This window comes from Bacillus sp. LH1 (assembly GCF_057924895.1).
On sequence record NZ_CM175007.1, the window covers coordinates 4,174,127 to 4,200,969 of the forward strand.

General features: G+C 36.0%; 29 protein-coding genes and 1 tRNA gene. 6 read left to right on the forward strand and 24 right to left on the reverse strand.

Annotation, left to right across the window (positions count from 1 at the left end):
• Positions 1-88: 88 nt before the first annotated feature.
• The 3 genes from ACX9TM_RS21610 to ACX9TM_RS21620 form a co-directional block, all read right to left on the reverse strand.
• Positions 89-1,366, reverse strand: coding sequence for an MFS transporter (locus ACX9TM_RS21610; RefSeq protein ID WP_000871384.1), 1,278 nt, complete (start codon positions 1,364-1,366; stop codon positions 89-91).
• 116 nt (positions 1,367-1,482) lie between these two features.
• Positions 1,483-2,094, reverse strand: a complete 612-nt coding sequence (sodA, locus tag ACX9TM_RS21615) for a superoxide dismutase [Mn] (protein WP_001052031.1) — start codon at positions 2,092-2,094, stop codon at positions 1,483-1,485.
• 221 nt (positions 2,095-2,315) lie between these two features.
• Positions 2,316-2,389, reverse strand: a tRNA-Ile gene (locus tag ACX9TM_RS21620).
• A gap of 241 nt (positions 2,390-2,630) precedes the next feature.
• On the opposite strand from ACX9TM_RS21620, the gene yqgB reads away from it, so the two are divergent.
• The 3 genes from yqgB to ispG all read left to right on the forward strand — a co-directional run bounded on the left by yqgB (position 2,631) and on the right by ispG (position 5,087).
• Entirely contained in the window at positions 2,631-3,389 is a 759-nt protein-coding gene (gene yqgB, locus ACX9TM_RS21625) for a protein YqgB (protein ID WP_000021898.1), read from the forward strand.
• A 64-nt stretch (positions 3,390-3,453) separates the two neighbouring features.
• Positions 3,454-3,819 (forward strand): protein YqfZ, encoded by a 366-nt coding sequence (gene yqfZ / locus ACX9TM_RS21630; RefSeq protein WP_000825414.1) that lies wholly within the window; start codon positions 3,454-3,456, stop codon positions 3,817-3,819.
• 164 nt (positions 3,820-3,983) lie between these two features.
• Positions 3,984-5,087, forward strand: a complete 1,104-nt coding sequence (gene ispG / locus ACX9TM_RS21635) for a flavodoxin-dependent (E)-4-hydroxy-3-methylbut-2-enyl-diphosphate synthase (RefSeq protein WP_153577907.1) — start codon at positions 3,984-3,986, stop codon at positions 5,085-5,087.
• Positions 5,088-5,166: 79 nt separating this feature from the next.
• Here ispG and ACX9TM_RS21640 read toward each other — a convergent pair whose 3' ends face one another.
• From ACX9TM_RS21640 to ACX9TM_RS21655, 4 genes are all read right to left on the reverse strand, one after another.
• A complete protein-coding gene (locus ACX9TM_RS21640; protein WP_001054516.1) occupies positions 5,167-5,580 on the reverse strand; it encodes a Fur family transcriptional regulator in 414 nt (137 codons plus the stop codon).
• 13 nt (positions 5,581-5,593) lie between these two features.
• Entirely contained in the window at positions 5,594-6,427 is an 834-nt protein-coding gene (locus tag ACX9TM_RS21645; RefSeq protein ID WP_000613815.1) for a metal ABC transporter permease, read from the reverse strand.
• Entirely contained in the window at positions 6,427-7,197 is a 771-nt protein-coding gene (locus ACX9TM_RS21650; RefSeq protein WP_001059662.1) for a metal ABC transporter ATP-binding protein, read from the reverse strand. The genes ACX9TM_RS21645 and ACX9TM_RS21650 overlap by 1 nt, the downstream gene beginning before the upstream one ends.
• 180 nt (positions 7,198-7,377) lie before the next feature.
• Complete coding sequence (locus ACX9TM_RS21655; protein WP_000435963.1) at positions 7,378-8,256, reverse strand: YitT family protein; 879 nt, start codon at positions 8,254-8,256, stop codon at positions 7,378-7,380.
• Between the two features lie 149 nt (positions 8,257-8,405).
• On the opposite strand from ACX9TM_RS21655, the gene ACX9TM_RS21660 reads away from it, so the two are divergent.
• Entirely contained in the window at positions 8,406-8,660 is a 255-nt protein-coding gene (locus ACX9TM_RS21660; protein WP_001048954.1) for a DUF2624 domain-containing protein, read from the forward strand.
• Between the two features lie 18 nt (positions 8,661-8,678).
• Here ACX9TM_RS21660 and ACX9TM_RS21665 read toward each other — a convergent pair whose 3' ends face one another.
• Entirely contained in the window at positions 8,679-9,575 is an 897-nt protein-coding gene (locus ACX9TM_RS21665; protein WP_000912460.1) for a deoxyribonuclease IV, read from the reverse strand.
• A gap of 168 nt (positions 9,576-9,743) precedes the next feature.
• On the reverse strand, positions 9,744-11,054 hold the full coding sequence (locus ACX9TM_RS21670; RefSeq protein ID WP_000194017.1) for a DEAD/DEAH box helicase: 1,311 nt from the start codon (positions 11,052-11,054) through the stop codon (positions 9,744-9,746).
• Between the two features lie 181 nt (positions 11,055-11,235).
• Between ACX9TM_RS21670 and vrrA the strand changes: the two genes are divergently transcribed.
• Complete coding sequence (gene vrrA, locus ACX9TM_RS21675) at positions 11,236-11,970, forward strand: VrrA/YqfQ family protein (protein ID WP_000484168.1); 735 nt, start codon at positions 11,236-11,238, stop codon at positions 11,968-11,970.
• Between the two features lie 89 nt (positions 11,971-12,059).
• Positions 12,060-13,010, forward strand: coding sequence for a 4-hydroxy-3-methylbut-2-enyl diphosphate reductase (locus ACX9TM_RS21680; RefSeq protein ID WP_000706662.1), 951 nt, complete (start codon positions 12,060-12,062; stop codon positions 13,008-13,010).
• A gap of 40 nt (positions 13,011-13,050) precedes the next feature.
• On the opposite strand, the gene ACX9TM_RS21685 is transcribed toward ACX9TM_RS21680, so the two are convergent.
• From ACX9TM_RS21685 to ACX9TM_RS21755, 15 genes are all read right to left on the reverse strand, one after another.
• A complete protein-coding gene (locus tag ACX9TM_RS21685) occupies positions 13,051-14,172 on the reverse strand; it encodes a Nif3-like dinuclear metal center hexameric protein (RefSeq protein ID WP_000036244.1) in 1,122 nt (373 codons plus the stop codon).
• A complete protein-coding gene (locus tag ACX9TM_RS21690) occupies positions 14,169-14,876 on the reverse strand; it encodes a tRNA (adenine(22)-N(1))-methyltransferase (protein ID WP_001006542.1) in 708 nt (235 codons plus the stop codon). Before ACX9TM_RS21690 ends, ACX9TM_RS21685 begins: the two co-directional genes overlap by 4 nt.
• Before the next feature lie 165 nt (positions 14,877-15,041).
• Positions 15,042-15,398, reverse strand: a complete 357-nt coding sequence (gene cccA, locus ACX9TM_RS21695) for a cytochrome c550 (RefSeq protein WP_000828141.1) — start codon at positions 15,396-15,398, stop codon at positions 15,042-15,044.
• Positions 15,399-15,784: 386 nt separating this feature from the next.
• Positions 15,785-16,912: an RNA polymerase sigma factor RpoD gene (rpoD, locus tag ACX9TM_RS21700; protein WP_000764065.1), complete on the reverse strand. Its 1,128-nt coding sequence runs from the start codon at positions 16,910-16,912 to the stop codon at positions 15,785-15,787.
• Between the two features lie 59 nt (positions 16,913-16,971).
• Positions 16,972-18,768 (reverse strand): DNA primase, encoded by a 1,797-nt coding sequence (gene dnaG / locus ACX9TM_RS21705; protein WP_000528221.1) that lies wholly within the window; start codon positions 18,766-18,768, stop codon positions 16,972-16,974.
• An 81-nt stretch (positions 18,769-18,849) separates the two neighbouring features.
• The gene (locus tag ACX9TM_RS21710) at positions 18,850-18,993 is read right to left on the reverse strand and encodes a hypothetical protein (RefSeq protein WP_000479733.1); all 144 of its coding nucleotides are present in this window, start codon (positions 18,991-18,993) and stop codon (positions 18,850-18,852) included.
• Positions 18,994-19,628: 635 nt separating this feature from the next.
• Positions 19,629-20,441, reverse strand: a complete 813-nt coding sequence (locus ACX9TM_RS21715; RefSeq protein WP_000368944.1) for a pyruvate, water dikinase regulatory protein — start codon at positions 20,439-20,441, stop codon at positions 19,629-19,631.
• Positions 20,442-20,470: 29 nt separating this feature from the next.
• Positions 20,471-21,103, reverse strand: coding sequence for a transcriptional regulator CcpN (ccpN, locus tag ACX9TM_RS21720; RefSeq protein WP_000583756.1), 633 nt, complete (start codon positions 21,101-21,103; stop codon positions 20,471-20,473).
• 107 nt (positions 21,104-21,210) lie between these two features.
• A complete protein-coding gene (gene recO, locus ACX9TM_RS21725) occupies positions 21,211-21,957 on the reverse strand; it encodes a DNA repair protein RecO (RefSeq protein WP_000487009.1) in 747 nt (248 codons plus the stop codon).
• A 33-nt stretch (positions 21,958-21,990) separates the two neighbouring features.
• Positions 21,991-22,134, reverse strand: coding sequence for a YqzL family protein (locus ACX9TM_RS21730; protein ID WP_000883924.1), 144 nt, complete (start codon positions 22,132-22,134; stop codon positions 21,991-21,993).
• A 176-nt stretch (positions 22,135-22,310) separates the two neighbouring features.
• The gene (gene era / locus ACX9TM_RS21735) at positions 22,311-23,216 is read right to left on the reverse strand and encodes a GTPase Era (protein ID WP_001080230.1); all 906 of its coding nucleotides are present in this window, start codon (positions 23,214-23,216) and stop codon (positions 22,311-22,313) included.
• Complete coding sequence (locus ACX9TM_RS21740) at positions 23,209-23,607, reverse strand: cytidine deaminase (RefSeq protein WP_065382013.1); 399 nt, start codon at positions 23,605-23,607, stop codon at positions 23,209-23,211. The genes era and ACX9TM_RS21740 overlap by 8 nt, the downstream gene beginning before the upstream one ends.
• A gap of 99 nt (positions 23,608-23,706) precedes the next feature.
• Positions 23,707-24,060 carry a diacylglycerol kinase family protein gene (locus ACX9TM_RS21745; protein WP_000715464.1) on the reverse strand — a complete coding sequence of 118 codons (354 nt, stop codon included), beginning with the start codon at positions 24,058-24,060 and terminating at the stop codon, positions 23,707-23,709.
• A complete protein-coding gene (gene ybeY, locus ACX9TM_RS21750) occupies positions 24,057-24,527 on the reverse strand; it encodes an rRNA maturation RNase YbeY (RefSeq protein WP_001050397.1) in 471 nt (156 codons plus the stop codon). The genes ACX9TM_RS21745 and ybeY overlap by 4 nt, the downstream gene beginning before the upstream one ends.
• Complete coding sequence (locus ACX9TM_RS21755; protein WP_000091510.1) at positions 24,524-26,668, reverse strand: HD family phosphohydrolase; 2,145 nt, start codon at positions 26,666-26,668, stop codon at positions 24,524-24,526. The genes ybeY and ACX9TM_RS21755 overlap by 4 nt, the downstream gene beginning before the upstream one ends.
• Between the last annotated feature and the right edge of the window lie 175 nt (positions 26,669-26,843).

Here is a 26,843-nt window from a genome sequence, read left to right on the forward strand (position 1 = left end):
CTATGTAATGTGAAAGGGACACCTTCATACAGGTGTCCTCACTGCTGTCTTACATCTTTTTCTATTCTAACATAAAACAAACGAGAAGTTAACCTTCTGGTTCAGTTTGATTTTGCGCGTTCCCTTGCGTTACAACACTTGCTTTACTCGCATTTCCCTCATCATATTTGACATTTTTAACTGCAAAATAAATAAGAAAATGTCCAGCACCTAAAATACATAATAAGTAAGGTAAACTTTTTTCAGGTGGAAAGAATAGTACAGCACATAAAAAACTTAAAATGGAACAGATTCTTCCGGCGTTTAACCACAACTCCCGAACAACGACATATTCCACACGCCATTCTCTCGCATTTTTCGCTCTACCAATTACGTCATATGTCATTGATCCGTACGGAACAAGTAATATAGGATATGCAATTGCAATACATGCCGCATAAATAAGTAATTTCGTGTATGTAACATTGAAAATAACTAAAAAGACGACAGCATATAAAATAATGCCTCCAAGTAAAATTGCTTTTTTTCGCCACTCCTTCTTTAACATACGAGCAACTAAGTAATAACATACAAAGGATACAGCAGAGTTCACTAAACTGTATTTCCCTAATGCAAACTCACTATTAGTTGCTAAATAAACATATACTGAAATGACAAAAATAAACGTTCCTTCTCTCAATCCTTGGAAAAAATGAGCTCGTGTAATCTTTCCCCAATTTTTATCAATCCGTCGTTCTTTCAATACTTGCACGATTTCATAACGCCCTTCACATTCTCTTTTAGATAAAAAGAAGCTTAAGACGACAGCAATTGCAAATAGAACTAATGAAAGAAAGAATATAACAGTATAGCCACTCCATTTCTCCATACGTGAAATTGTGTATCCTGCTGCTATTGGTCCAATCATTCCAGAGAAGGATGTAAGAAGTCCAAGAAACCCATTAAAGAAATCTCTTGTTTCTGGTTCTGTAATTTCAAATGTCAATAAGTTAAAAGCCAACCAGTAAAAACCGTATCCTACTCCTAAAAGAGCCCCCATTAATAAAATATACTGAGAAGCACTTTTCCCTGCTACTAAGACAACAATAAAAAAAATTGCGAGCGTCCCTACTCCTATTCGTAATAAAATCGAGCGATCGATACGTTTCGCTAATTTTCCCCCTACAAGAAATGTGAGAGGCTGTAATACCACGCTGGCTAAATTATACAAGCCAAGATTCACATAATTTTGTGTTTGTTTCCATAAATAAATATTTACAAACGTATTTGATAAAGAAATTGCGAGCGTGTATAAACCTCCTATAAGGAGCAATAACACTAAATCCCGATTCACTTCAACGTCACCAATTATATGTTTCCATTTCATACACAACTCTCCTTTACTTCATGTTCTAGTCTTCCAAAGACAAGCCCAATTATGTAAAAGGAAAGCATAGAAAAAAGCTAGGAGCTCTCCCCTAGCTTTTTCTATATTTATTACGATTATTTTGCTTCTTGGTAACGTTTTTCAGCAGCGTTCCAATCTACAACGTTCCAGAATGCGCCGATGTAGTCTGGACGACGGTTTTGGTAGTTTAAGTAGTAAGCATGCTCCCAAACATCTAAACCGATAACTGGAGTTTTACCTTCAGTTAAAGGAGAATCTTGGTTTGGAGTGCTTGTTACTTCTAACTCACCATTGTTTACTACTAACCAAGCCCAACCAGAACCGAAGCGAGTTGCGCCAGCTTTTGCGAATTCTTCTTTGAATGCATCGAAGCTACCGAATTTTGCTTCAATTGCAGTTGCAAGTTCACCTACAGGTTGTCCTCCGCCGTTTGGAGATAGGATTGTCCAGAAGAATGTATGGTTAGCATGTCCGCCACCATTGTTACGTACTGCTGTACGGATTGCTTCTGGTACTTCGTTTAAGTTTGCAACTAATTCTTCTACGCTTTTGTCAGCTAATTCTGCATGACCTTCTAAAGCAGCGTTTAAGTTTGTAATGTACGTGTTGTGATGTTTTGTATGATGGATGTTCATTGTTTCTTTGTCAAAGTGAGGCTCTAAAGCATCATACGCATAAGGTAAATTTGGTAATTCGTGTTTTGCCATTGTTATATTCCTCCCAGTTTATGTATTGCCACTTAAGTGACATACAACTTCATTCTACCCTAATTGCCATAGGGTGCAAACAAATAAATCACATTGTCTTGCTATCATTAAAGTAGCAAAATTCCCACTTCTTTTCAATTAAAATGCTCATATATTCCGTAAAAAAAGCTTCCTTCTACAAGGAAGCTTCCTGCTAACATAATAAACATGCGAAATGGATATGGACCCTGTAGGACTCGAACCTACGACCGGACGGTTATGAGCCGTCTGCTCTAACCAGCTGAGCTAAGGGTCCACAATTATGTATGTAACAACATATCAAATAGAGGAATTCCTATCGGATATGCTCTTTAAGAAATGTAAGATAAATTTACCATATAGAAAAGAAAAGTGTCAATTGTATTTTTCTTATTTAAAAGAAGAAAGTTAATAAAAGAAATTTAGTTATCTCCACTATATGTAAATATAATATATCTTGAGATTCTCTAGATTCCTACGTTACAATGATTTTATACATACATAAAGGAAGTGAATCTATGTCCATATTTACCCAATTCGTAAAAAGCATATACTCGCCTAAAGATATGGCGCTATTCCGTTTTCAAAAAATCGGTAAAACCATTTTGTATATTATGCTACTTTGCTTAATTACTACTATTCCAAGAACTTTTTTGTACGGTAGTTTTATCCAGGATGGTGTTGGCATGGTAAATCAAGTCATCGATAAAGATTTACCTGATTTTAAAATCGAAAATGGCGAACTAAAAGCCGATATTGATCAACCTATTGAAAAAGAAGAAGGAAATACACTTTTCGTATTTGATCCAAATTCAACAGACCTAGAAAAATATCAAAATAAAACAGGTTTATTTGTTTTAAAAGATAAAGTAGTCTCTATGGGAAATGGTCAAACACAAACGTATTCTTATAACGATTTGTTAGGTGCATCCCTGGAGAAAAAAGATTTACAAGAATTTATTTCTTTATTCGATAATATTTATCCAATTTTATTATTTGTTATTGGATTCTTAGTGTACCTATTCCAATTATTCATCACTTTTGTAGGCGTGACTTTACTTGCGTTCATCGGTTCTGCTATGAGCGGTCAACGTAAACTATCCTATAAACAAGTTTGGACACTAACTGCATACAGCTACACGATCCCAACCATTTTCTTCATGATTATGGATTTATTCAAAATCGTCGTACCTGGAGCAACGTTCATTTATATCGCTGTTGTTTTAATCGTTCTATACTTAACGATTAAAGAGGTACCCAAACCGAAAGAAAAATAAAAAATGCCTAAATAGGCATTTTTTTTTTGGACAAGCATATATTCCTAGCAAAGGAGTGAAGAATATGAAGAGATTAGGTATATTCCTATTCGTGCTTGTTCTCGGTTATATATTTTATTACGATATAAAAATCGGTACTTTACCGATGTTAAGTTCATATAAAAAAACAACTGCTGCTCAAACAATTAAAAAAGAAAACACAGACAGTCAACAAAATAAAGCGAACAAAACAGAAAAAGAAACGGATGTATCTTATAAAACAATTGAAGTAAAAACTGGTGAGACAGTTCTTTCTATTACAGAACAAATTAACAAGAAAAAAATTCCTTCCATAGAAAAAGTCATTGACGACTTTAAACAATTAAACAAAAGTACATCTGCTACAAAAATACAAATTGGAAAGTCTTATAAATTCCCGTTATATCAATAAGCTATCACTTAATCCTTGTCAATTACATAAAGGCGCTGATACAATAGTAAAAGTGAAACCGAGTACTTCGGTTTCTATAGCCCTATATCACGTATACTATCATTGATATGAGGGACTAAATAAGAAACTTCTTTTATAAGGAGAGCGATCTATTCGTGAATGAAATGACTCATCGTACAAAAACACGTCCAGTTAAAGTCGGTAATTTAACAATCGGCGGTAATAATGAATTAATTATACAAAGTATGACAACAACAAAAACACATGATGTTGAAGCAACAGTTGCTGAAATCAAGCGTTTAGAAGAAGCCGGCTGTCAAGTCGTCCGCGTTGCCGTTCCAGATGAACGCGCAGCAGATGCTATTGCTGATATAAAAAAACAAATCAACATTCCACTTGTTGCTGATATTCATTTTGATTATCGCCTTGCTTTAAAAGCAATTGAAGGTGGCATCGATAAAGTACGTATCAATCCAGGTAATATTGGTCGTCGCCATAAAGTAGAAGCTGTTGTAAATGCAGCAAAAGAGCGCGGTATTCCAATCCGTATCGGTGTAAACGCTGGTTCATTAGAGCGACACATTTTAGAAAAGTACGGGTACCCAACTGCAGATGGTATGGTTGAGAGCGCGCTACATCATATTAAAATTTTAGAGGACTTAGATTTCCACGATATTATCGTATCTATGAAAGCCTCTGATGTTAACTTAGCAATCGAGGCATACGAGAAAGCTGCTCGTGCTTTTGATTATCCATTACATTTAGGTATTACAGAATCTGGAACATTGTTTGCCGGAACTGTAAAAAGTGCTGCTGGTCTTGGAGCAATCTTAAATAAAGGCATCGGAAATACACTACGTATTTCATTAAGTGCTGATCCAGTTGAAGAAGTAAAAGTTGCTCGCGAATTATTAAAATCATTCGGTCTTGCGTCTAATGCAGCAACACTTATCTCTTGTCCAACTTGTGGTCGTATTGAAATCGATTTAATTAGCATTGCTAACGAAGTGGAAGAATACATCTCTACACTTCAAGTACCAATTAAAGTTGCAGTACTTGGTTGCGCTGTAAATGGCCCTGGTGAAGCTCGTGAAGCTGATATCGGTATTGCCGGTGCACGTGGAGAGGGATTATTATTCCGTAAAGGGCAAGTCGTTCGTAAAGTACCAGAAGAAACAATGGTAGAAGAACTGAAAAAAGAAATCGACGTAATTGCTGCTGAAATGGCTGCTGAACGAGAAAAAGAAAAAGAGACACAAGAACAATAAAAAGAAGGTTGCCACAATATTTGTGAGCAACCTTCTTTTCTACGTAAAAAAGCTCGTCAGTTACATAACCGACGAGCTTTTACTTTGCACATTTTGGACAACGACCATATATTTCAAACTTATGACCCGTTACTTCATAACCAGTAAAATCTTTATTCATAAAATCCATTGGGCAGGAAGTAATCTCTTTCGTCCCCCCACAATCCAAACAAATAAAATGATGATGATGTTCCATAATAGAACAAGTAAAACGAAAATGTTTTTCGCCATTTAATTCCGTTTGTTCTAAAACACCAATCTCAGCAAAAACTGTTAAGTTACGATAAATCGTATCAAAACTAAGCCCTGGATAATCGTCTTTCATATGTTCTAAAACGTCTTTCGCAGTTAAATAACGATTATGTGCTGCAAATAATCTGAGCATCTCTTCTCTTTTTCCAGTATGTTTATATCCTTTTTCTTTCATTAGGCGTAAAGCTTCTGTTAGATTCATACCTATCCCTACTTTATGCAGTTTTTTTCTTCTTCCATAAAATCGCACCGATTAAAATAAGAACTGCTATCATAACAATTGTACCACCTGGCGCTAGATCAAGTTGATACGAAGCAAACATTCCACCAATTACTGCAATTTCACCAAATAAAATGGAAAAGAAAATTGTTTGTTTAAATCCTTTAGCAATACGAATACTTGCTGCAACTGGTAATGTCATTAATGATGATACGAGAAGAACCCCCACTACACGCATTGATACTGCAATGACAAGAGCAACTAATATAATGAAAATAAAGTGAATCCATTTCGCTCTTAAACCAGTTGATACTGCGTATTCCTCATCAAATGATAATAGAAACAGCTCTTTATATAATAAAATAATTGTCGCAACAACAACAATTGCTACAATCCCAATAATAATTAAATCTGTACTTGTTACAGCACTGACACTACCAAATAAATAACTAAATAAGTCTGTGTTAAATCCATTTGCAAGTGAAATGAAAATAACTCCAACCCCCATCCCTGCCGAAAGGATAATTGGAATTGCTAATTCTTGATAGTGCTTATATACAGTTCGTAACTTTTCGATTAGTAGCGCTCCACCAATCGAGAAAATCATCCCCATATATAAGGGGTTTAAAAATCCACCTGTAAAAATGGTTTTTTCAAGTAATAAACTTGCTGCAATACCCGATAACGTCACGTGACTTAATGCATCCGCAATAAGAGATAAACGACGAATAACAACAAACACACCAATTAGCGGTGCAACAAGTCCAATTAAAATACCTGCGTATAAAGAATTACGTAAAAAGTCATATTGTAAAAAATCTTGTATCATTATATCCTCCCGTGATGCTCATGTTCGTGTTCTAAACGATGAACATGATGTCCATATAAGACGGACATTTCTGCATCTTCTAACTCTCGGAACTTCTCTACATTTCCATGGAAATGTAGATGTTGGTTTAGGCATGCAACATGTGTTACTTTTTCAGTAACAGCTCCCATATCATGAGTAACAAGAATTAATGTGATCCCGAGCCTTTTGTTTAAATCCTCTAATATTTCGTAAAAACTTTCCACATTTTTCACATCGATTCCAACAGTAGGCTCGTCCAAAATAAGCAATTCAGGATCACTAACGAGCGCACGAGCAATAAATACACGCTGTTGCTGTCCACCAGAAAGCTCTCCAATGTTACGACCTTGAAACTCACTCATCCCTACATCAGCAATTGCTTTTTCTACCTTTTTTTTATCCTCTTTTGTAAAAAAGCGAAAAAGCCCTTTTTTCGAAACAAGTCCCATTGAGACAACTTCAGAAACAGTTGCTGGAAAACCAGAATTGAAACTATTTGCCTTTTGGGATACATAACCAACTTTGTTCCATTCCTTAAACTTCTTACTATCAACGCCAAACACGCGTATGCTTCCTTCTTTTGGCTTTAAAACGCCTAATAAACACTTAAGTAAAGTTGATTTACCTGAACCATTCGGTCCCACTAAACCTAAAAAAGCTCCCTTCGGAACTTGCAAATTAATATTTTCTAACACATTCCGATCTTCATATCGGAATGTTAAACCTTCAATTTCTAATATATTATTCATAGCATCTCACCTATTTTAATTCAGAATGATTCCGATTTATATCTATTTGAATTATAGTACAGCTTATTATAGTTGTAAACCAATCTGCCTAAAATATATCTATTTTTTCAAGAAACCTTACTATTATAACAAAAAGCAGAGAAAAATTCTCTGCTTCCGAAAAATATTCCTATAAACTTTTTAGTGAATAGCCGATTTAAACTTACCACCATTTGTCTCTTGCGTGCTCATAATCGTAACAAATGCATTTTCATCAATTTCATGCACAATTGATTTTAACTTCGTCACTTCTAGACGCGTTACCACTGCATAAATAACTTCTTTTTCTTTATCCGTGTAACCACCTTTTGCTACAAGCTTTGTCGTTCCACGGCCAAGACGATGCAAAATCGCGTTTGATACTTCCTCATATTGATCAGATACAATTAAAACCGCCTTCGTTTCATCTAGCCCTTGAATTACTGTATCGATTGTTTTAAATGCGATATAGTACGTCATAACAGAATACATCGCTTGTTCCACACCAAACACAAATGCTGCCCATGCAAAAATAAATAAGTTCACAAACATTACGAACTCACCAACAGAGAACGGTAGTTTCTTCGTTAATAAAATCCCCATAATTTCAGTTCCATCTAACGACCCACCATGACGAATTACAAGTCCTACACCAAGACCTAAAATAAGCCCACCAAACACTGTCGCTAAAATAGGTTCTGTTGTAAATGGTGGCACCGCATGTAACGTTGACTCAATGAAAGCTAACGCTACAATACCAAATGTCGAAGATAACATAAATGTTTTTCCAATTTGCTTATAACCGGAATACATAAATGGGATATTGAGAACAACGACTAAAGTAGAAAAACTTAACCACCAAATGTTAGGAGTAAGATAATCTAATATAAGAGAAATACCAATAATTCCACCATCAATAATTTTATTTGGCATTAAAAATAGTTCAATCGCCACCGCCGCGCATGCTGCTCCAAAAATAATCATAACTAAACGATAAATGAGATGAATAACACTTTCTTTTCGATGTTGCTTTTGCTCCATAAGCCCTCCCTGTACTCTTTTTCTGTAGTTTCGTCCTTATATTATAACATACGCTTCTTTTCCTCATGAAAAAAGAAACTCCATACGAATATGTACAAGCTACATGCTCATATATTTCGATAGAAGAACGCGTGAAGGAGGATAATAAGATGAACCTCATTAAACAAATTGTTAATAAAAAATTAAATCATATTTCTACAAAAGAGTTATTAAAATATAGCAAAGAATACGAAGTTCCTATTACAGCCGCACAAGCTGACCAAATCGTTTTACTTATGAAGGGTAAAAATATTAATATTTACGATAACAACGAGCGACTAGAGCTCTTAAAACAGATCGCAAAAGTAACTTCCCCTGCCACTGCCCAACAAGTAAATACATTGTTTCAGCAACTACTAAAATAAGGAGGGGATTTCCCCTCCTTATTGCGCTTTAATTTTTTCAAGAAGCCCTTCATCAAAAGTGCCGTTTTTCAGCATTTCGATTTCCAATTTATATGGGGGCTTCTTATCTTTTTTATCTTCCCCTACATACGGTGTTTCAAGAATTTTTGGTACATGCATTAACTGTGGATGATGTACAATGTGATGCAATGCTTTATACCCAATGTGACCAAATCCAATGTTTTCATGACGGTCTTTTCCTGCTCCGCGTACATTTTTACTATCATTAATATGAAGTACTTGTAAACGATCTATACCAACGATCTTATCAAATTCGTTTAATACGCCGTCAAAGTCATTTACAATATCATATCCTGCATCGTGCGTATGACACGTATCAAAGCATACGGATAGCTTTTCATTATATTTTACACCATCAATAATCTTTGCAATTTCTTCAAAGCTACGACCGCATTCTGTTCCTTTTCCTGCCATCGTCTCTAACGCAATGTTAACCGTCTGTTCTGGCGTTAACACTTCATTAAGCCCTTTAATAATTTGTTGAATACCAGCATCTGCTCCAGCACCAACGTGCGCTCCTGGGTGAAGAACAATTTGTTTCGCTACACCTAATGCCGATGTTCTTTCAATTTCCATGCGAAGAAAGTCTACGCCTAATTGGAATGTTTCTGGCTTCGTCGTATTCCCAACATTAATAATATACGGCGCATGGACGATAATTTCCTCAATTCCGTTCAGCTCCATATGTTTTCTTCCTGCTTCTATGTTCAATTCTTCAATTGGTTTTCTTCGTGTATTTTGCGGTGCACCTGTATAAATCATAAACGTTGTTGCACCGTATGAAACAGCCTCTTCACTTGCTGCTAATAACATTTTCTTACCACTCATAGAAACATGAGATCCAATCTTTAACATACAATCACCTCTTCAATATACAATAGATATAATGATAGCATAATTTGTAGAAATATGTAGTGAATTGTTTGTTCACAAAAGACGCACTACACAAATTCATATGACTATTTAGACAGACTATACTCTTCATTTAAATTAGCGGGATTAAAAAAAGATAAGGGAAACCCCTTATCTTTTTTTATTGCTATATTTTCTCTTCACTTTGTCACGTTCTGTTGCAAGTTTACGTTTATAGTTTGGTTTTACTTTTTTCGGTTTTTTAATAACTTTCGTTGCCATAACATCAAGTTCGTCATTTGGTTTTTTACGGCTCTTACGACGACGACGCTCACCTAAATCTGCCCACTCATCTCCACGTAAATCTACATGTTTAAACTCGATATGACGTTGTTTTTCTAAGCTATCTAACGCTTCTTCGTTTGCTGGATCATAAATCGTCACTGCAATACCAGAATGCCCCGCACGTGCTGTTCTTCCAACGCGGTGAACGAAGAAATCTAAATCTGATGGTAGCTCATAGTTAATAACATGGCTAATCCCTTCAATATCAATACCACGTGCTGCTAAATCAGTCGCAACAATATATTGGAATTCAAGGTCACGAATTTGTTTCATCATTTTTTTACGATCACGTGGTGATAAATCCCCATGAATTCGTCCAACTTTTAAGCCACGTTCCATTAATCCATCAGCAACTTGGTCTGCCATCTTTTTCGTATTCGTGAAAACAACTGCTAAATACGGTTTAAATTGAAGTAGCATTTTATGCACTAAATCAATTTTATTACGATGTTTAGAAGGCACTAAATAATGTTCAATGTTTCCAGCTGCAACTTGTTTTGGATTGATATGAATATGCTCTGGATTCTCCATATATTTCTTCAGAAACGGTTTTAGTTTTTGAGGAATTGTTGCAGAGAAAACTAACATTTGCAAGTTTTTAGGCATGCGTGCTGCAATTTTGTCTACATCATGAATGAATCCCATATCAAGCATTAAGTCTGCTTCATCGACAATAATCGTATTTGCTTTATGAACAAATAATGCTTGTTCTTCAACTAAGTCTTTAATACGTCCTGGTGTCCCAACTACGATATGAGGTTGTTTTTTCAATTTCTCAATTGAACGTTGTTTATCAGTTCCACCAATTAAACAACGTGCTGTAATCATTTGGTCTTCCGCACAAAACTTTGTTAATTTCACGATTTCTTCGTAAATTTGTTGTGCTAACTCACGAGTAGGCGCTGTAATAACAAGTTGTACTTCTTCACGACTTGCATTAATTCTGTTTAATGTAGGAAGTAAGTATGCATGTGTTTTCCCAGAACCTGTTTGGGATTGTCCAATTACACTTACACCTTTTTTCACGACTGGGAAAATTTTCTGCTGAATTCCTGTCGGCTCTGTAAAGCGTAGTTCACGAACTGCATCTATTAAAAATGGTTTAAAATCATACTGTGTAAAAGTTTGTTGTGTCATAAGTTACACCTTCTTTCTAAAATTTCTACTGCGCGCACAAATCAGTCAAGTCTACATTATATCGAAATCTACAAGTAAAATCCATCTTTAGTTTAGGTTTTCACTTCAAAAACTAACCTTCTTCCCTTTTATTGCATATTGTATGTGTATATACCTAACTGAAGAAAGGAGGATTTCTCACATGTTTCCGAAATCCCCTACAAGGCAAATGTATCCGAATCCAGGGCAGCAACCTTATACACCATATCCAATTCCACAACTACCACCAATGGCACAAAAAAAGAAAGGTTTTCTTGCTAAGCTTTTTAAAAAACACGATCCAACCGAGCCTTTTATGCAAATGGTTCCACCTTACCGACAAATGGAAGGGCAACCGATGATGCATCAGCAACCACCACCGCCCCAATATCAACAGCAATATCCGCAGCAATACCAACAACAATATCCGCAGCAACATCCACAATATCAACCATACATGCAGCAATATCCTGAGCAAATGATACCGCCTCAAATGTATGAATCAACTGAAACGCGCGGGGGCACAACTACAGCTACGGCAACAGCAAGCAGTGGCATCGGCAGTTTTTTTTCGAACTTAATTTCAAATCCAACTAATATGATAAATAACATCGAAAAAGTATCCCAAGTCGTTCAATCTGTAGGTCCTGTCGTCGAACAGTACGGTCCTATTATGCGTAGTCTACCAAGCATTGTTAAAATCCTCACCTCTGGAAAAAGCACGGAAGAAAATCAAACGGAAAATGTAACAGAGCCAGTTGAAGTAGAAAGTCCGCCTCCTGCACCTCAAAAAAAGAAACGAAAACGAAAGAAAATAGTGATTGAACCTGTAATAGAAAAAGAGTTACCGAAAGAACCAGTTCAACAAACAGCAACAAAACCAAAACTATATGTGTAACAATCCTTTGTTTTCTATCCACTCCTCCTTTATAATGTAAAAGACTATGCACAAAAGTATCCCTTGTTTAGAAGGAGAGGATTACTCATATGAAAATTGTTAAAATTTCCCCTCGTGGTTATTGCTACGGTGTTGTCGATGCAATGGTAATTGCACGTAACGCCGCATTAGATAAATCATTGCCGAGACCCATTTATATTTTAGGTATGATTGTTCACAATAAACATGTTACAGACGCTTTTGAAGAAGATGGAATCATCACATTAGACGGTCCAAGTCGCTTAGAAATTTTAGATAAAATTGATTCTGGTACTGTTATTTTCACTGCACACGGTGTTTCTCCAGAAGTTAAACAACGCGCAAAAGAAAAAGGTTTAACAACAATCGATGCTACTTGCCCAGATGTTACCAAGACGCATGACCTTATCGAAGCTAAGAAAGCGGAAGGGTATCATGTCATTTATATCGGTAAAAAAAATCATCCAGAGCCAGAAGGCGCAGTTGGTATTGCACCTGACATCGTTCACCTTATCGAAAGAGCCGATGATTTAAAAACATTAGAAATCCCAACAGATAAAATTTTAGTAACAAATCAAACAACGATGAGTCAATGGGATGTTCAACATTTAATGGAGGACATTCAAAAAAAATTCCCAACAGCAGAATTCCATAAAGAAATTTGTTTAGCAACTCAAGTTCGCCAAGAAGCTGTCGCTAAACAAGCTGATGTTGCAGACTTAACAATTGTTGTTGGTGATCCGAAAAGTAACAATTCAAATCGCTTAGCACAAGTATCACAAGAAATCGCGGGTACAAAAGCATATCGAGTTGCTGATGTAAGCGAAATTCAATTAGAGTGGCTACAAGGTGTAGAAAACGTAGCTGTTACAGCAGGTGCTTCTACTCCAACGCCAATTACGAAAGAAGTTATCGCTTTCTTAGAGCAATATAACCCAATGAATCCCGCTACATGGGAAAGAGTTCGAAAAGTACCGTTACAAAAAATATTACCTCGCGTGAAAGTGAAAAAAGAACAATAATAAAAACCGTTGCTTGCATGAGCAACGGTTTTTATTTTTCTTATACAAATATAAATGGATCTGTATGTAACTGCGAAGCATGAATGTGTACATTGAGTTTCTTTGCATCCACTTTTTCTTGTAATTGCTTTTGTACACCTTGTTTCATTACTTTTTCAACATTATGTCCTGGGTCAACTATATTTAAACCGAGCATCATCGCATCATGAGCAACATGATAGTACATGTCACCAGTTACATATACATCTGCTCCTTTAAATTTCGCTTGGTTTATATATTTATTACCATCTCCACCAAGTACAGCTACTTTACGCACTTTATCGTCTAACTTACCGACAACTCTTGCGCCCTTCACGTCTAATGATTGTTTCACATGTTCTGCAAATTGACCAAGCGTCATTTCTTCTTGTAAGTATCCTATTTTTCCTAGGCCTAACGTTTCACCTTTATTATCAAGCGGATACACATCGTATGCTACTTCTTCATAAGGGTGCGCCGTTACCATTGCTTTAATCACTTTCCGCTGTAATGAAACTGGAATAATCGTTTCGATTCGCACTTCTTTTACACGTTCTAACTGTCCAGTTTCCCCGATATAAGGATTTGTCCCCTCTTGAGGTACAAATGTACCTGTACCCTCGCTACTAAACGTACAGTGGCTATAATTGCCGATATGACCAGCACCTGCGTCTCCTAATGCATTCCTTACTTCTTCTGCATGAGTGACTGGCACAAACACAACAACTTTTTTCATTTCTTCTGCATATGTCGGTGCCAAAACTTCTGTATTTTGCAATCCTAACGCCTCAGCAAGTAAATCATTTACCCCGCCCTTAGCAACATCCACATTTGTATGCGCTGCATAGATTGCAATATCATTTTTAATACACTTTTCAATAATTTTCCCATACGCCTTATCTGTATGAATCGCTTTTAACGGGTTAAAAATTAAAGGATGATGAGCAATAATGACATTTGCCCCTAATTGAATTGCTTCATCCACAACTTCTTCCGTTACATCTAACGCAATCAATACGTGCCGCACGGGTTTATTAAGCGCTCCAATCTGCAGTCCAATCTTATCTCCTTCCATCGCCAAATGCTTCGGATACATACTTTCAAATAAAGAAATAATTTCATGGCCATTTGGAATTTTACTCATGATAAAACCTCCCCTATCATTTTCATTTTCGCTTCTACTTCCCCACGCTTCGCCTTTGTTTCTTCAGAATCAGCCGCACGTTCTAACTGTTTTAAAATATTTTGGAAGTTTTTTAATTCTCCTTCCCATTTTTCAACGAAGGCTTCACTTTTTTCTGTTATTAAAAATGGTCCCATAAACAATTCAGCTTGTTTATTTTCAGAGTAAGGCGCTGCAACATTTCCTCGCTCCCCTACTAAAATTTCGTAAATTTTCCCATCTTCTTTTACGATTTTTTCATGGATAAGCTCCCAACCATTCTCAATAAACCATTCACGAATATGATGCGCTGCAATATTAGGCTGTAAAATTAAACGTGTTACACCTTCTAATTTTTCTTTACCACTTTCTAAAATGTCACGAATTAACGCTCCGCCCATTCCGGCAACCGTAATTACATCTACTTCTCCTGGTGCGATAACAGCTAATCCATTCCCTTTACGCACATCTACTTTATCTTGTAAACCACTTTCAGCTACAGTTGCTTGCGCAGAGCGAAATGGTCCATCTACAACCTCTCCTGCAACTGCTTTTGTAGCAATATTATTTATAATTGTATAACACGGTAAATACGCATGATCCGATCCAATATCAGCGACTGTAGATCCTACTGGTATTTCACGTACAACTTCTTCTAATCGTTTTGAAAGCTTTACTTCATTCATGTATTTCCATTACTCCTTCTCTTGTCAGTCTGTCTCCATGATAATGAATTTATAGTAGTTGTTGCAAGCCCATAACAACAATTCACTGCTCTATCATTCATCGTATTTTAGAAAATATAGAAAAACAAGCCCTTTGCATAAGCAAAAGGCTTGTCATACGGAACTTTATTTTTTCTTCGATAACCAATCAGCTACTTTAGCGGCTTGATCAGCTGGAACTATATTGGCAGGCATATTGCCTTTTCCTTTCGAAAGAATTTCTTTAATTTCATCCTTTGAAAGTTTCCCACCAATTTTTTGCAAGTTAGGTCCAACTGCCCCTTGTAACTGATCACCATGGCAGCTCGTACAGCTTTGCTTCACAATATCTTCTGGTTTTGATGCCGTTTGTGCTGGCTTCCCGCCATTTTTTGCATCAGCTAACTCTTTAGATTTATTTAGCCCCTGAAATGAAAATACAAACATAACGATAATACCCAATGCTGCAATAAGAGCGAACGGAATCAGCGGATTACGTTTCATATCTCTTCTCCCCCCTCTATACCCCTAAATAGTTAGATGATTCAGTCATTTCCATTGTACTTGAAAACGCTCTATCAGAAAAGAGTAAACTACCACTTGTTAAAAATATTCCATAAATTCAGTTTATTGTTTTTTATTGTCATATCGCTTATTATTTCGATAATTATTAACGTTTCTCATCATATTTTTCGCTTTTCTACATATATTTTTGTATAGAATAAACAAAATTAATCGAAAAATCGAAAAATGAGCATTTGCAAATCAAAAGACAATTCTGTAAAATAAATTACAAGAAATTGTAATCGTTGCCGATAGCTAAATTTTAACAAAAATTAACAAAATAAAAAAGTTTACTTCACAATGGTGAAGTAAACTTAAAAAATAACCTATTCTAAGAAATCCTTAAGACGCTTACTACGGCTTGGATGTCTTAATTTGCGAAGTGCTTTTGCTTCAATTTGACGGATACGCTCTCTCGTTACGCCAAATACTTTCCCAACTTCTTCAAGCGTACGAGTTCGTCCATCATCTAAACCGAAACGAAGACGTAGAACATTTTCTTCACGATCTGTTAGCGTATCTAACACATCTTCTAATTGTTCTTTTAGCAATTCATAGGCTGCATGGTCCGCAGGCGATGTTGCTTCTTGGTCTTCAATAAAGTCACCTAAATGGGAGTCATCTTCTTCACCAATTGGTGTTTCAAGAGAAACTGGCTCCTGTGCAATTTTTAAGATTTCACGTACTTTTTCTGGAGCAAGATCCATTTCTTCACCAATCTCTTCAGGAGACGGTTCACGACCTAAATCTTGTAATAATTGGCGTTGTACACGAATTAACTTGTTAATCGTTTCAACCATATGGACTGGAATACGAATTGTTCGCGCTTGGTCTGCAATGGCACGTGTAATAGCTTGGCGAATCCACCAAGTTGCATACGTACTAAATTTGAAACCTTTACGATAATCGAACTTTTCAACAGCTTTAATTAGACCCATATTACCTTCTTGAATTAAGTCTAAGAAAAGCATACCACGGCCTACATAGCGCTTTGCAATACTTACTACAAGACGTAAGTTTGCTTCTGCAAGACGACGTTTTGCTTCTTCATCGCCTTCTTCAATACGCGTTGCAAGTCGAATTTCTTCTTCTGCAGATAGTAAGTCTACACGACCAATTTCTTTTAAATACATACGAACAGGATCGTTGATTTTAACCCCTGGTGGTACACTTAAATCATTGAGGTCAAACTCTTCTTCTGTTTTTGAAATTTGGCGATTATTAGGGCCTTCTTCGTTGTCATTATCACCAACTAAGTCAATGCCTTGTTCACCTAAATATTCATAGTATTCATCCATTTGATCGGATTCAATTTCAAATCCATTCATGCGTTCTGCAATCTCTTCATATGTAAGAACGCCACGTTTTTTTCCGAGCTCAGTGAGTTGTTCTTTCACTTGCTCAAGGGTCATTTCAGTTTCAATTTGTTTAGAACGAGCTGGTTTGTCAGCCATCTGTTCCCCTCCTTACGCGAGATACAAACATTCATTATACTAAAACTTTATCAAAAAAGCTATTTTCTCGCTTTTTGATTTTGTAAATATGCTACATAATATTTAGCAGCCTCTACAGGATCTGTTTTTTCCATTTGTTTCACTTTAAAGATGATCTCCATCTTTTCAAGTTTTTCCTGATGCCGCCTAAGCGTCTCCAAATGGCCTTGCAACACTTCTTCTGTGTATTCTGGATTAATAAATTCATCCGTCGAAATATCAGTGATAATATTTTTCAACTTTTCATCAGAGAGCCAACTTAAAAATGTTCCGACTGAAGGTTCATTTCCCTTTTCATAATATGCGTATAGTTCATATAAAATCCCTTTATGTTCTTCCGTATGAAAATCTTCTATATGGGATTCCATACGAACAGCTACTTCTGCACTTTGCAACATATGGTAAATAATTTCTCTTTCCGCTCTTTCAAAACCTGTTAACTTCGGTTTTGTTTGAACGACTTGAGACGGTTTAGCAACCTGCTTTATTTGTTTTTGCTGTACCTTTTGTTCTTTGCGATATTGGTGCAATTGATTCAAAAGTGTTTCCATTGAATACGAAAATTCTTGCGATAATGACTTCAAATATGACTCCGCCTGCATCGCATCTTGTAACAACGATAACTCTTTTAAAACACTTTTCACATATTCTTCTTTGCCAGACTCATCTTGCAAATTTTTCCCTAAACGCAAATAATTTATTTTAAAACCAACAAAACTCACACTTGATTTCACAAGATTTTCAAAAGCGGTAGTCCCATATTGTTGCACATATTCATCAGGATCAAGCTTATCTGGCAAGGATGTGACTTTCACTTGGCAACCAACTTTTAGCAATAATTGCCCTGCTTTCATCGTCGCTTCTCGCCCTGCTTTATCACCATCATAGCAAAGAACAACAGTTTCAACGTTACGTCGCAGAAGTTTTGCTTGTTCTTCAGTTAAAGCTGTTCCCATTGTCGCAACAGCTTCTTCCACACCACTTTTTACCGCAGCTAGTACATCGGCATATCCTTCAAAAAGAACCACTTGCCCACGCTTTCTAATAAACGGTCTTGCTTGGTGGAAGTTATACAACAATTTACTTTTGTGAAAAATCGGTGTTTCAGGGCTATTTAAATATTTCGGAGTGTCATCCCCTAACGCCCTTCCACTAAACGCTATCACCTTACCTTGTAACGTATAGATCGGGAACATAACTCTTCCACGGAAGCGATCGTAATGACTACCATCCTTCTCACTTCTTATTAGAAGGCCAGCTTGTTCCATACTAGACAGCGATAAACCTCTTTTTTGTAAAATTTTCGTCGCCGCATCCCAAGCAGGTGATGCATAACCAATTTCAAACTTCTCAATCATCTCTTTCGTAATACCACGGTTTAATAAATATGAAAGTGCTTCATTTCCCTCTTCCGTATTTACTAATAAATGATGATAATACTTTTTCAATAATTCATGAGCTTGTTGCATGATGACAGTGTCATCAGATATGTCTTCTTGTTGTCCTTGTCCTGATGTGTACTCTGCAACCGCAATTCCATTTCTTTCGCCTAGCTTTTGAACAGCCTCGGTAAAAGCCAGTCCTTCCATTTTCATTAGAAAGGAAAATACATTTCCACCTTCTCCACATCCGAAGCAATGAAAAATTTGCTTATCAGATGAAACAGAGAATGAAGGAGAATTCTCACCATGAAATGGACAAAGGCCGAAATAGTTACGCCCCTGTTTTCTAAGTTGAACGTATTCACCAATAACTTCTACAATATCGGATGATGTCCGAATCTGTTCAACAACTTCTTCGGGAATTCTGTTCCCCATAACTCCATCTCCGTGTCGTATTTTGTATTCGATATAAATTAAAAAATTCCTTTATAATTCGACAATATTTTTCTAAACTTGTTAGAAAGTGTTGCCGATTACATTGTATAAACGATTTTGAACCTTTCCTATAGGTCCTTTATCTGCATAAATCGCATATACATACTTGCTATATAAAATTGTATACATTTGCTCATCTGTTACAAATGTATCTCTTAGAAACAATACATATACACCTTTTTCCAAGAAGAGTAGCAAGCCACATATACTGTTTGATCTTGAGATCTGTAACTTTTTCATGTTGATCCATATAACAATCAACTCCATTTTGTTCAGTATCTACAATGATCCAATTGCCTTGCTATTTCCTTAAAGGATGAGCATATGATGCGACAAACAAAATTCCGACATGAAATTCCGCTCCAACTTGCACAATTTCAGCCTTCACGGGATATACATCTACACCAACTAATATGTTGTTGATGTTTTGCATATTTCTGTATTCTACATCCCTTCTGTGAATCCTTCCATAATGTGCGTTTTCTTGTATAGATTTTGTCGATTTAACGTAATTACATGTCTTTTTCGTAAATCCTATCCCTAGTTTATTCTGAAAAATTAAAGTCTAAACGTAAAATATAGGTTTTTATCACAATTTTTTATTATAATATATTTTCTTCAACTACGCTACATATCCCTTTATTTTTTCATCTTACATTTCAGGATGACAAACTCACACCTTGAATATACTAAAAGACAAAGGAGTATAAGTATAACCATTACACTACAATCTATTACAAAATCCATGGGTATCATATTTCACACGAGCGAAAAAAGCACATTCACCTTTGGTAAATGTGCTAAAACATTTTTTGGTTTTGCACTGCATTCACAATAATATTTGCTGTTTCTTCAATCGCTTTATTCGATACATCGATTACTTGGCAATTTATTTTACTAATTACTTCCTCAAAGTGATCAATTTCTTCTTGAATACGATTAATATTTGCATATGTTGCTCCATCACTTAATCCAAGTGATTTTAATCGTTCTTTTCGAATATGATTTAACTTATCTGGCGTAATTTTCAAACCGAAACATTTTTCTTTTGCCACTTGATATAGTTCTTCAGGTGGGTCAACTTCTGGCACGAGTGGTACATTCGCAACTTTCAAGCGTTTGTTATGAGCTAAATATTGGGAAAGTGGTGTTTTTGATGTACGCGAAACACCAATCAACACGATATCTGCTTTTAAAATACCTCGTGCATCTCTGCCGTCATCATACTTCACAGCAAACTCAATCGCTTCAATCTTTTTAAAGTATTCTTCATCTAACCTACGGACAACACCTGGCTCATATCTCGGCACTTGCCCCGTAATTTCTTCAATTTGATCAATAAGAGGGCCGATAATATCGTATGCCTCTACCCCTTCTTTTGCAGCCTCTGTTACTAAATACTGGCGCATATCAGGCTTAACTAACGTAAAACATATAAGTGCTTGATTACTCTTAGCAATCGAAATCACTTCTTTTAATGTCCCTGTATCTTCTACATACGGTACACGTCTAATATCAGGAGCAAATGGGAATTGCCCCATTGCTGCTCGAACAACCAAATCAGCCGTTTCCCCTACAGAGTCAGATACGACATATACGATTTTATTATCCATTACATTACCTCACTTTAAACAAATTACACTTATTCGTTATTTACTAAATTTACAAATGCACGTGTAATATTTGTTTTTGTAATTCGCCCAATCACTTCTAAACCTTGTTTCGTATCTTTTACAACTGGCATTGCATCAATCTGTCTTTCTATTAATTCCATCGCAATATCATATAAAGAATCCTCTCTACGACACATCGCAATGTTTGGCATCCTTGTCATGATAATATTAACCGGAAGAGAGGTTAAATCCTGCTTTCCTAAGCTCGCTCTTAATAAATCTTTACGAGACACAACACCAACTAATAGAGTCATCTGATCTACAACGAACAATGTACCAACGTCCTCTAAAAACATCGTACAAATTGCATCATATACGGAAACATTTTTATCAATTACAACCGGTCTAGATTGATAATCTTGTACTTTAATTTTCTTAACAGCTTCAGATAATAGCTGCCCCCCAGTTTTACCCGTATAAAAATAACCTACGCGTGGACGTGCTTCTAAATAACCAGCCATCGTTAAAATTGCTAAGTCTGGTCTTAGCGTCGCACGTGTTAGACCCAATTGCGCTGCAATTGATTCCCCTGTAATAGGACCGTGATCTTTTACAATCTGAATGATATGTTCTTGCCGTTTATTCAGCTCTATGATAATCACCACCTTTAATGCACAACGAAAAAAGTTATACTATCTCTTAAATATTATATACTAAATATGCTATTCGAAAAAGAAAGTATGTAAAAAGGACCGTATACGGCCCAAAATTATATTTGAAACTTATCAAGTTGTTCTAAAAAACGTCTTGATTTCAAATAAATTCCGCAATATTCATCATAATATGTATTCAATACTAAACGCATTTGTTTTTTTGTGCTATCCTTTACCGATACATTTCCGAGCCTATGTAAATCGAAATGGAAGAAAAGACGTAATAATTTATGAACAGCTTCTCCTACCGGTATACGATATGGGTCTTGCTCTGCATGACGTGAGCACAGAAAACCGCCTTCCCTGACGGAGAAGGCGACAAAGTCTGTTTCTTGATGACAAATCGCACATGTATCAAAGTACGGGCGCATCCCTAATACCGGAAGCATTTTCGTTTGATAAATTAATGATAATACTTCTGGATCAACACCCTCACACATATAATGCAACGTTTGATATAACATTTCAAATAAATACGGATTATGTTTTTTATCTTCTGTTGCTTTATCAGTTAACTCAACAATAAATGATGCATAAGCAGTTAAAAATATATCCTCGCGAATTTCTTTCATAGTTGAAATAATCTCGCCTTGTTGCAATGTTCCAAGCCCAGATCCCATTTGAATTAGAAAATGGCCATGTGTCATTAATTGCGACACAGATGCTAATCGGCTTTTCGGTTTTTTTGCCCCTCTTGCCATTGCACTTACCTTACCAAGTTCTCTTGAGAATATTGTAACAATTTTGTTCGTTTCTCCGTAATCTGTCGTACGGATAACGATGCCCTCAACTTTTTGAAACATGTTCGTCACCATCCAAGGTTTGAACAAAACGGGTCAAGAAATTGGAGAGTCTAGATGCGCTAGCTCCTCTTCATGTTGATCCATCTCATCGTTTACGTCTTTTTCCATTTCTTTCAAAAGCAAGTACGTTTCAATGCTTCCTGTTTTGGAGAAAAACTTCCAGGTAAAATCTAGCATAAGAATCCACCTTTCTCAATAAGCGTAGCCTATAAACCAATTTCCTTTGTTGTTATTAAATTGACCCATTTTGTCCATTTTCATGTGAGAAAAATTTTTCCTAATTTATCAAAGTTCATAAAAACCAATAATCAGTGGATGAACCAACCATCCACTGATTACAACTTTACTCTATTTTAGTACTCATCCTCGCGGAAACCTAGGTCACGAAGCTGAGACATTTTATTACGCCAATCTTTTTGCACTTTTACCCATACTTCTAAAAATACTTTAGAACCAAGTAGCGCTTCAATATCAAAACGAGCTCGCTTACCAACTTCTTTTAACATTTTTCCTTGTTTTCCGATGATGATTCCTTTTTGTGATGCACGTTCAACAACAATCGTTGCATTTATATAAACTGCCCCGCCCTCACGCTTTTGAATCGCATCGATAACAACAGCCACAGAATGCGGCACTTCTTCACGTGTTAAATGTAGTACTTTCTCACGAATAAGCTCTGCAATAATAAATCTCTCCGGATGATCCGTTACTTGATTCTCTGGATAGTATTGTGGTCCTTCTGGTAAATACTTTTTAATTGTTCCAATTAAAGCGTCCACATTATTACCGTCTAACGCAGAAATTGGTACAATCTCTGCAAATTCATGTAGTTTACGATATTGATCAATTAACTCTAGTAATTGCTCTGGATGAAGTTGGTCAATTTTATTAATGACTAAAAATACTGGTTGTTTCGTTTCTTTTAATTTCTCAATGATGAATTCCTCACCACGACCAAATCCTTCAACTGCATTAACCATAAACAGAACAATATCAACTTCTTTTAATGTCGTTTGCGCCATCTTTACCATGAAGTCGCCTAATTTATGTTTAGGTTTATGTATTCCTGGTGTATCAATGAAAATAACTTGTGCATCATTTTCTGTATATACACCTTGAATTTTATTACGAGTCGTTTGTGGCTTATCACTCATAATAGCAATTTTCTGGCCGATAATACGGTTTAAAAATGTAGATTTTCCAACATTCGGTCTGCCAATAATAGAGACAAAACCTGATTTATAACCTTTTCTATTCATGTAAATCCTCCGCTAAAAATGCTCCTGGTAACAATTCTCCGACTGTCGTCTCTTGAACGTCACCATGTAAGTTTGATAAGTATACTTTCGTATCCTGTTTACATAATTCTACCATAACTTGTCGACATGCTCCACAAGGAGGTACTGGACGCTTTGTATCTGCTACAACCGCAATGGCTACAAATTCGTTATCCCCTTCAGAAACCGCCTTAAATAAAGCTGTTCTTTCAGCACAATTACATAAGCCATATGATGCATTCTCAACATTACATCCACGATACACTTTTCCATCGCGCGTTAATAATGCTGCACCTACTTGAAATTTAGAATATGGTATGTACGCTTGTTTACGCGCTTCGATTGCTTCTAGAATTAATTGTTTACTATTCATATTCCCGCATCCTTCCTGTTCACAGCTATGAAGAGATACACTCTCTCATTAAAGGCCCTTACGGCACTTCCAAAGCTTAATAAAAGCTTCGGAATGCAACTATACCATATACGGTAAAAAGATAATAGCACCAATTATAACAGCTATAATTGCAAACAATAAAACCGCTCCTGCCGCAACATCCTTTGCAATTTTTGCAAACGGATGAATATCGGCAGTCGCTAAATCTACCGTTTTTTCCACAGCCGTATTTACCATCTCTAAACTCATTACACTCCCTATTACAATAAGTAATATCATCCACTCTATTTTCGTAATATGGAAATAAAAGCCGCAGCATATAACAATGACTGCGGCTAAATAATGGATTTTCATATTTCGTTCATGACGAAAACAAAAGAATATACCAGCTATAGCATATCCAAAACTATCTATAAGTTTTCCTTTTTTCATCGTCCTAATCCAAAAGCTTCTAAAATTTCTTTTTGTCTTCCGAACATTTCTTTTTCATCTTCTTCTGTCATGTGATCATAACCAAGTAAATGTAAAAAGCCATGTAACGCCAAAAATCCAAGTTCACGATCGAAAGAATGTCCGTACTCTTCAGCTTGCTCTTTCGCCCTTGGAATAGAGATAATAAGATCCCCTAACATGCGCGGCATCTCTGCACCAACAATCTCCATTTCTCCTTCTCCCATCTCTTCCATGGCAAAGGATATTACATCTGTAGGTTGATCTTTATCTCGGTAATCACGATTAATTTCTCTAATGCGCTCATTATCTACAAATGTCACCGATACCTCCGCACCATCCTCGATATTTTCCATTTGAGCTGCTTTTTCTAACACTTCACGAATTAAACTCATATACTCTTCTTTTACTTCTTCTGTTTCATCAATAAAATCAATTAACAAATTCATTCTTTCTCCTTTTCTTCCGGAGGTTCCGGATATGTAATACGCGAATGGAAAATACCATTTAACGTTTCACACAACGTTTTTCCAACGATTTGTAGTTCCTTAAACGTCAAATCACATTCACTAAATTGACCGTCTTGCAGTCGATCTTTAATAATACTTTGCACCAAATTATTAATTTGTTCTGGCGTTGGGTGATTCATAGAACGTACCGCAGCTTCTACACTATCAGCAATACCAACAATTGCCGATTCTTTCGAAGTTGCTTTTGAACCTGGATAACGGAACATCTCTTCTGTATATTTTTCTTTATCTTCTTTAATAGCTTTATAATAAAAATATTTCAGTAACGTTGTACCGTGATGTTGCCCAGCGATATCAATAATTTCTTGTGGAATATGATATTCTTCGAGCATTCTTACTCCATCCGTTACGTGAGCAATTATAATATCTTTACTCGTTACAGGATCTAATTTATCATGCGGGTTTTTAATTCCCATTTGGTTTTCAATAAAGAATTGCGGTTGTACTGTTTTTCCTACATCATGATAATATGCCCCTACACGCGCTAATACACCATTTGCCCCAACTGCTTCACAAGCAGCCTCAGAAAGATTCGCTACCATTACACTATGATGATATGTCCCTGGCGCTTCTAACAAAATTCTGCGTAAAAGCGGATGATTTGGACTTGATAGTTCCATAAGCTTCATACTTGATACGATTCCAAGTCCACTTTCTAAATATGGTAAAATCCCCATAGCCAAAACGGATGATATAATCCCTGAAAGTGAAGCCATTAATAATTGCGTACCAATTTCAAGAGGCGAAAAATTCCCATTACGTAATAATAAAAGCGCCGCCAATACGACTACATTTAATACAGAAACGAGTATACCAGCTTGTAAAATCATTGTACGACGATTTTTTTCTCGCAAGAAAATACTAACCGATAACGAACTTAACAATACGTAAATCCCTACACTATAATTTAATGTACTCGTTACTCCTTCATTAAACATAATACTTCCGCATACAGAAAAAATCATACTCGTTAAAAAGACAAATCGATCACCAATCATTAGTTTTACAAGTATTGTTCCCATCGCAACTGGGACAACATATGCAATCCCTGCGTATTCAAGTTTTTGAAACAAACTAATGATTTTCATTAAGACGATTGTGATAGACAAAATTGTAATATACGCTAAAACATACGGTCTATCTTCTCTTTTTCTCTTTAAAAATAATTCAAATTGTTTATGCATAAAGTATAGTAACACACCAATGAGTACCGCTAATCCAACATAAGGTTGAAAACCGTTCCCTTTTTCTAACAAACCAACTAATTTCAACTGATTATACACATCACTTGAAATTGTTTCACCTTCTCTAACAAGAACTTGTCCTTGAAGAATATAAACAGGTGGAACTAAATCTTCCTCTGCTTTTCTCTTCTCTTTCGTTAAGATTGGGTCATAAAAATAGTTAGCTGAAATTGCATATCTTCCTAGCGCCTTAATTGATTCTTTTAAACCATTATCAACATTAACACTATTCATCTCACTTACATATCGTTCTTTCGCATCTTTCAATTCGTCCATTTTAATATGCTCAGTCATGATACTATTAATCGCTGTGACCGCAGCATCTTTCGCTAATACTAATTGGCTCGGATCTGCATTAATCAAATTCAGTAAGTTTGAATCAGATAACTCTTTCGTTAAGTCAGCGGGTAGTTTCTTTTTTAACTTGTCCACTTTCTCAGCATCAGTCATCTTTTTTTGATCATCCGGTCCAACAGCTTTAATCTCTTGCACCACTTCATCCACTTTAGCAAAGACGTCATTCACAATATCAACTTTGTTTTGTTTATACTCACTTTTATATGTATATTGATCTTCAACTTTTGTAGCGGCTTCTTTTTTCTTTTTATCCGTTGTAACTTTATCTTCGATTTTTATAGGAGAATGGATTGTCTTTTTCGCAATAGAATACATATTAACATCTAATTGTTCTGGTTTTACATTATTCATAAGCGCAAAAAACAGCACTGCTCCTAACACAACGTAAGAAATCCAACTTAGTTTTTTCGAATGTTGTAAATTACGAAACCACTTAGAAATTTCTTGAGATCTTGACATGATTTCAATACCTTCTCCTCTCCAGAAATAAAGTGAAACTATTTATAGCTTTCATTTCTTCTACCAAACGATACTTTGAGGCAATATTTTATACACTAGTACCAATAGTTTATTTTCCTTATCTTTCATGATAGTAAAAAATATGACGTTCGCCAACCTTATCATACAAAAAGAA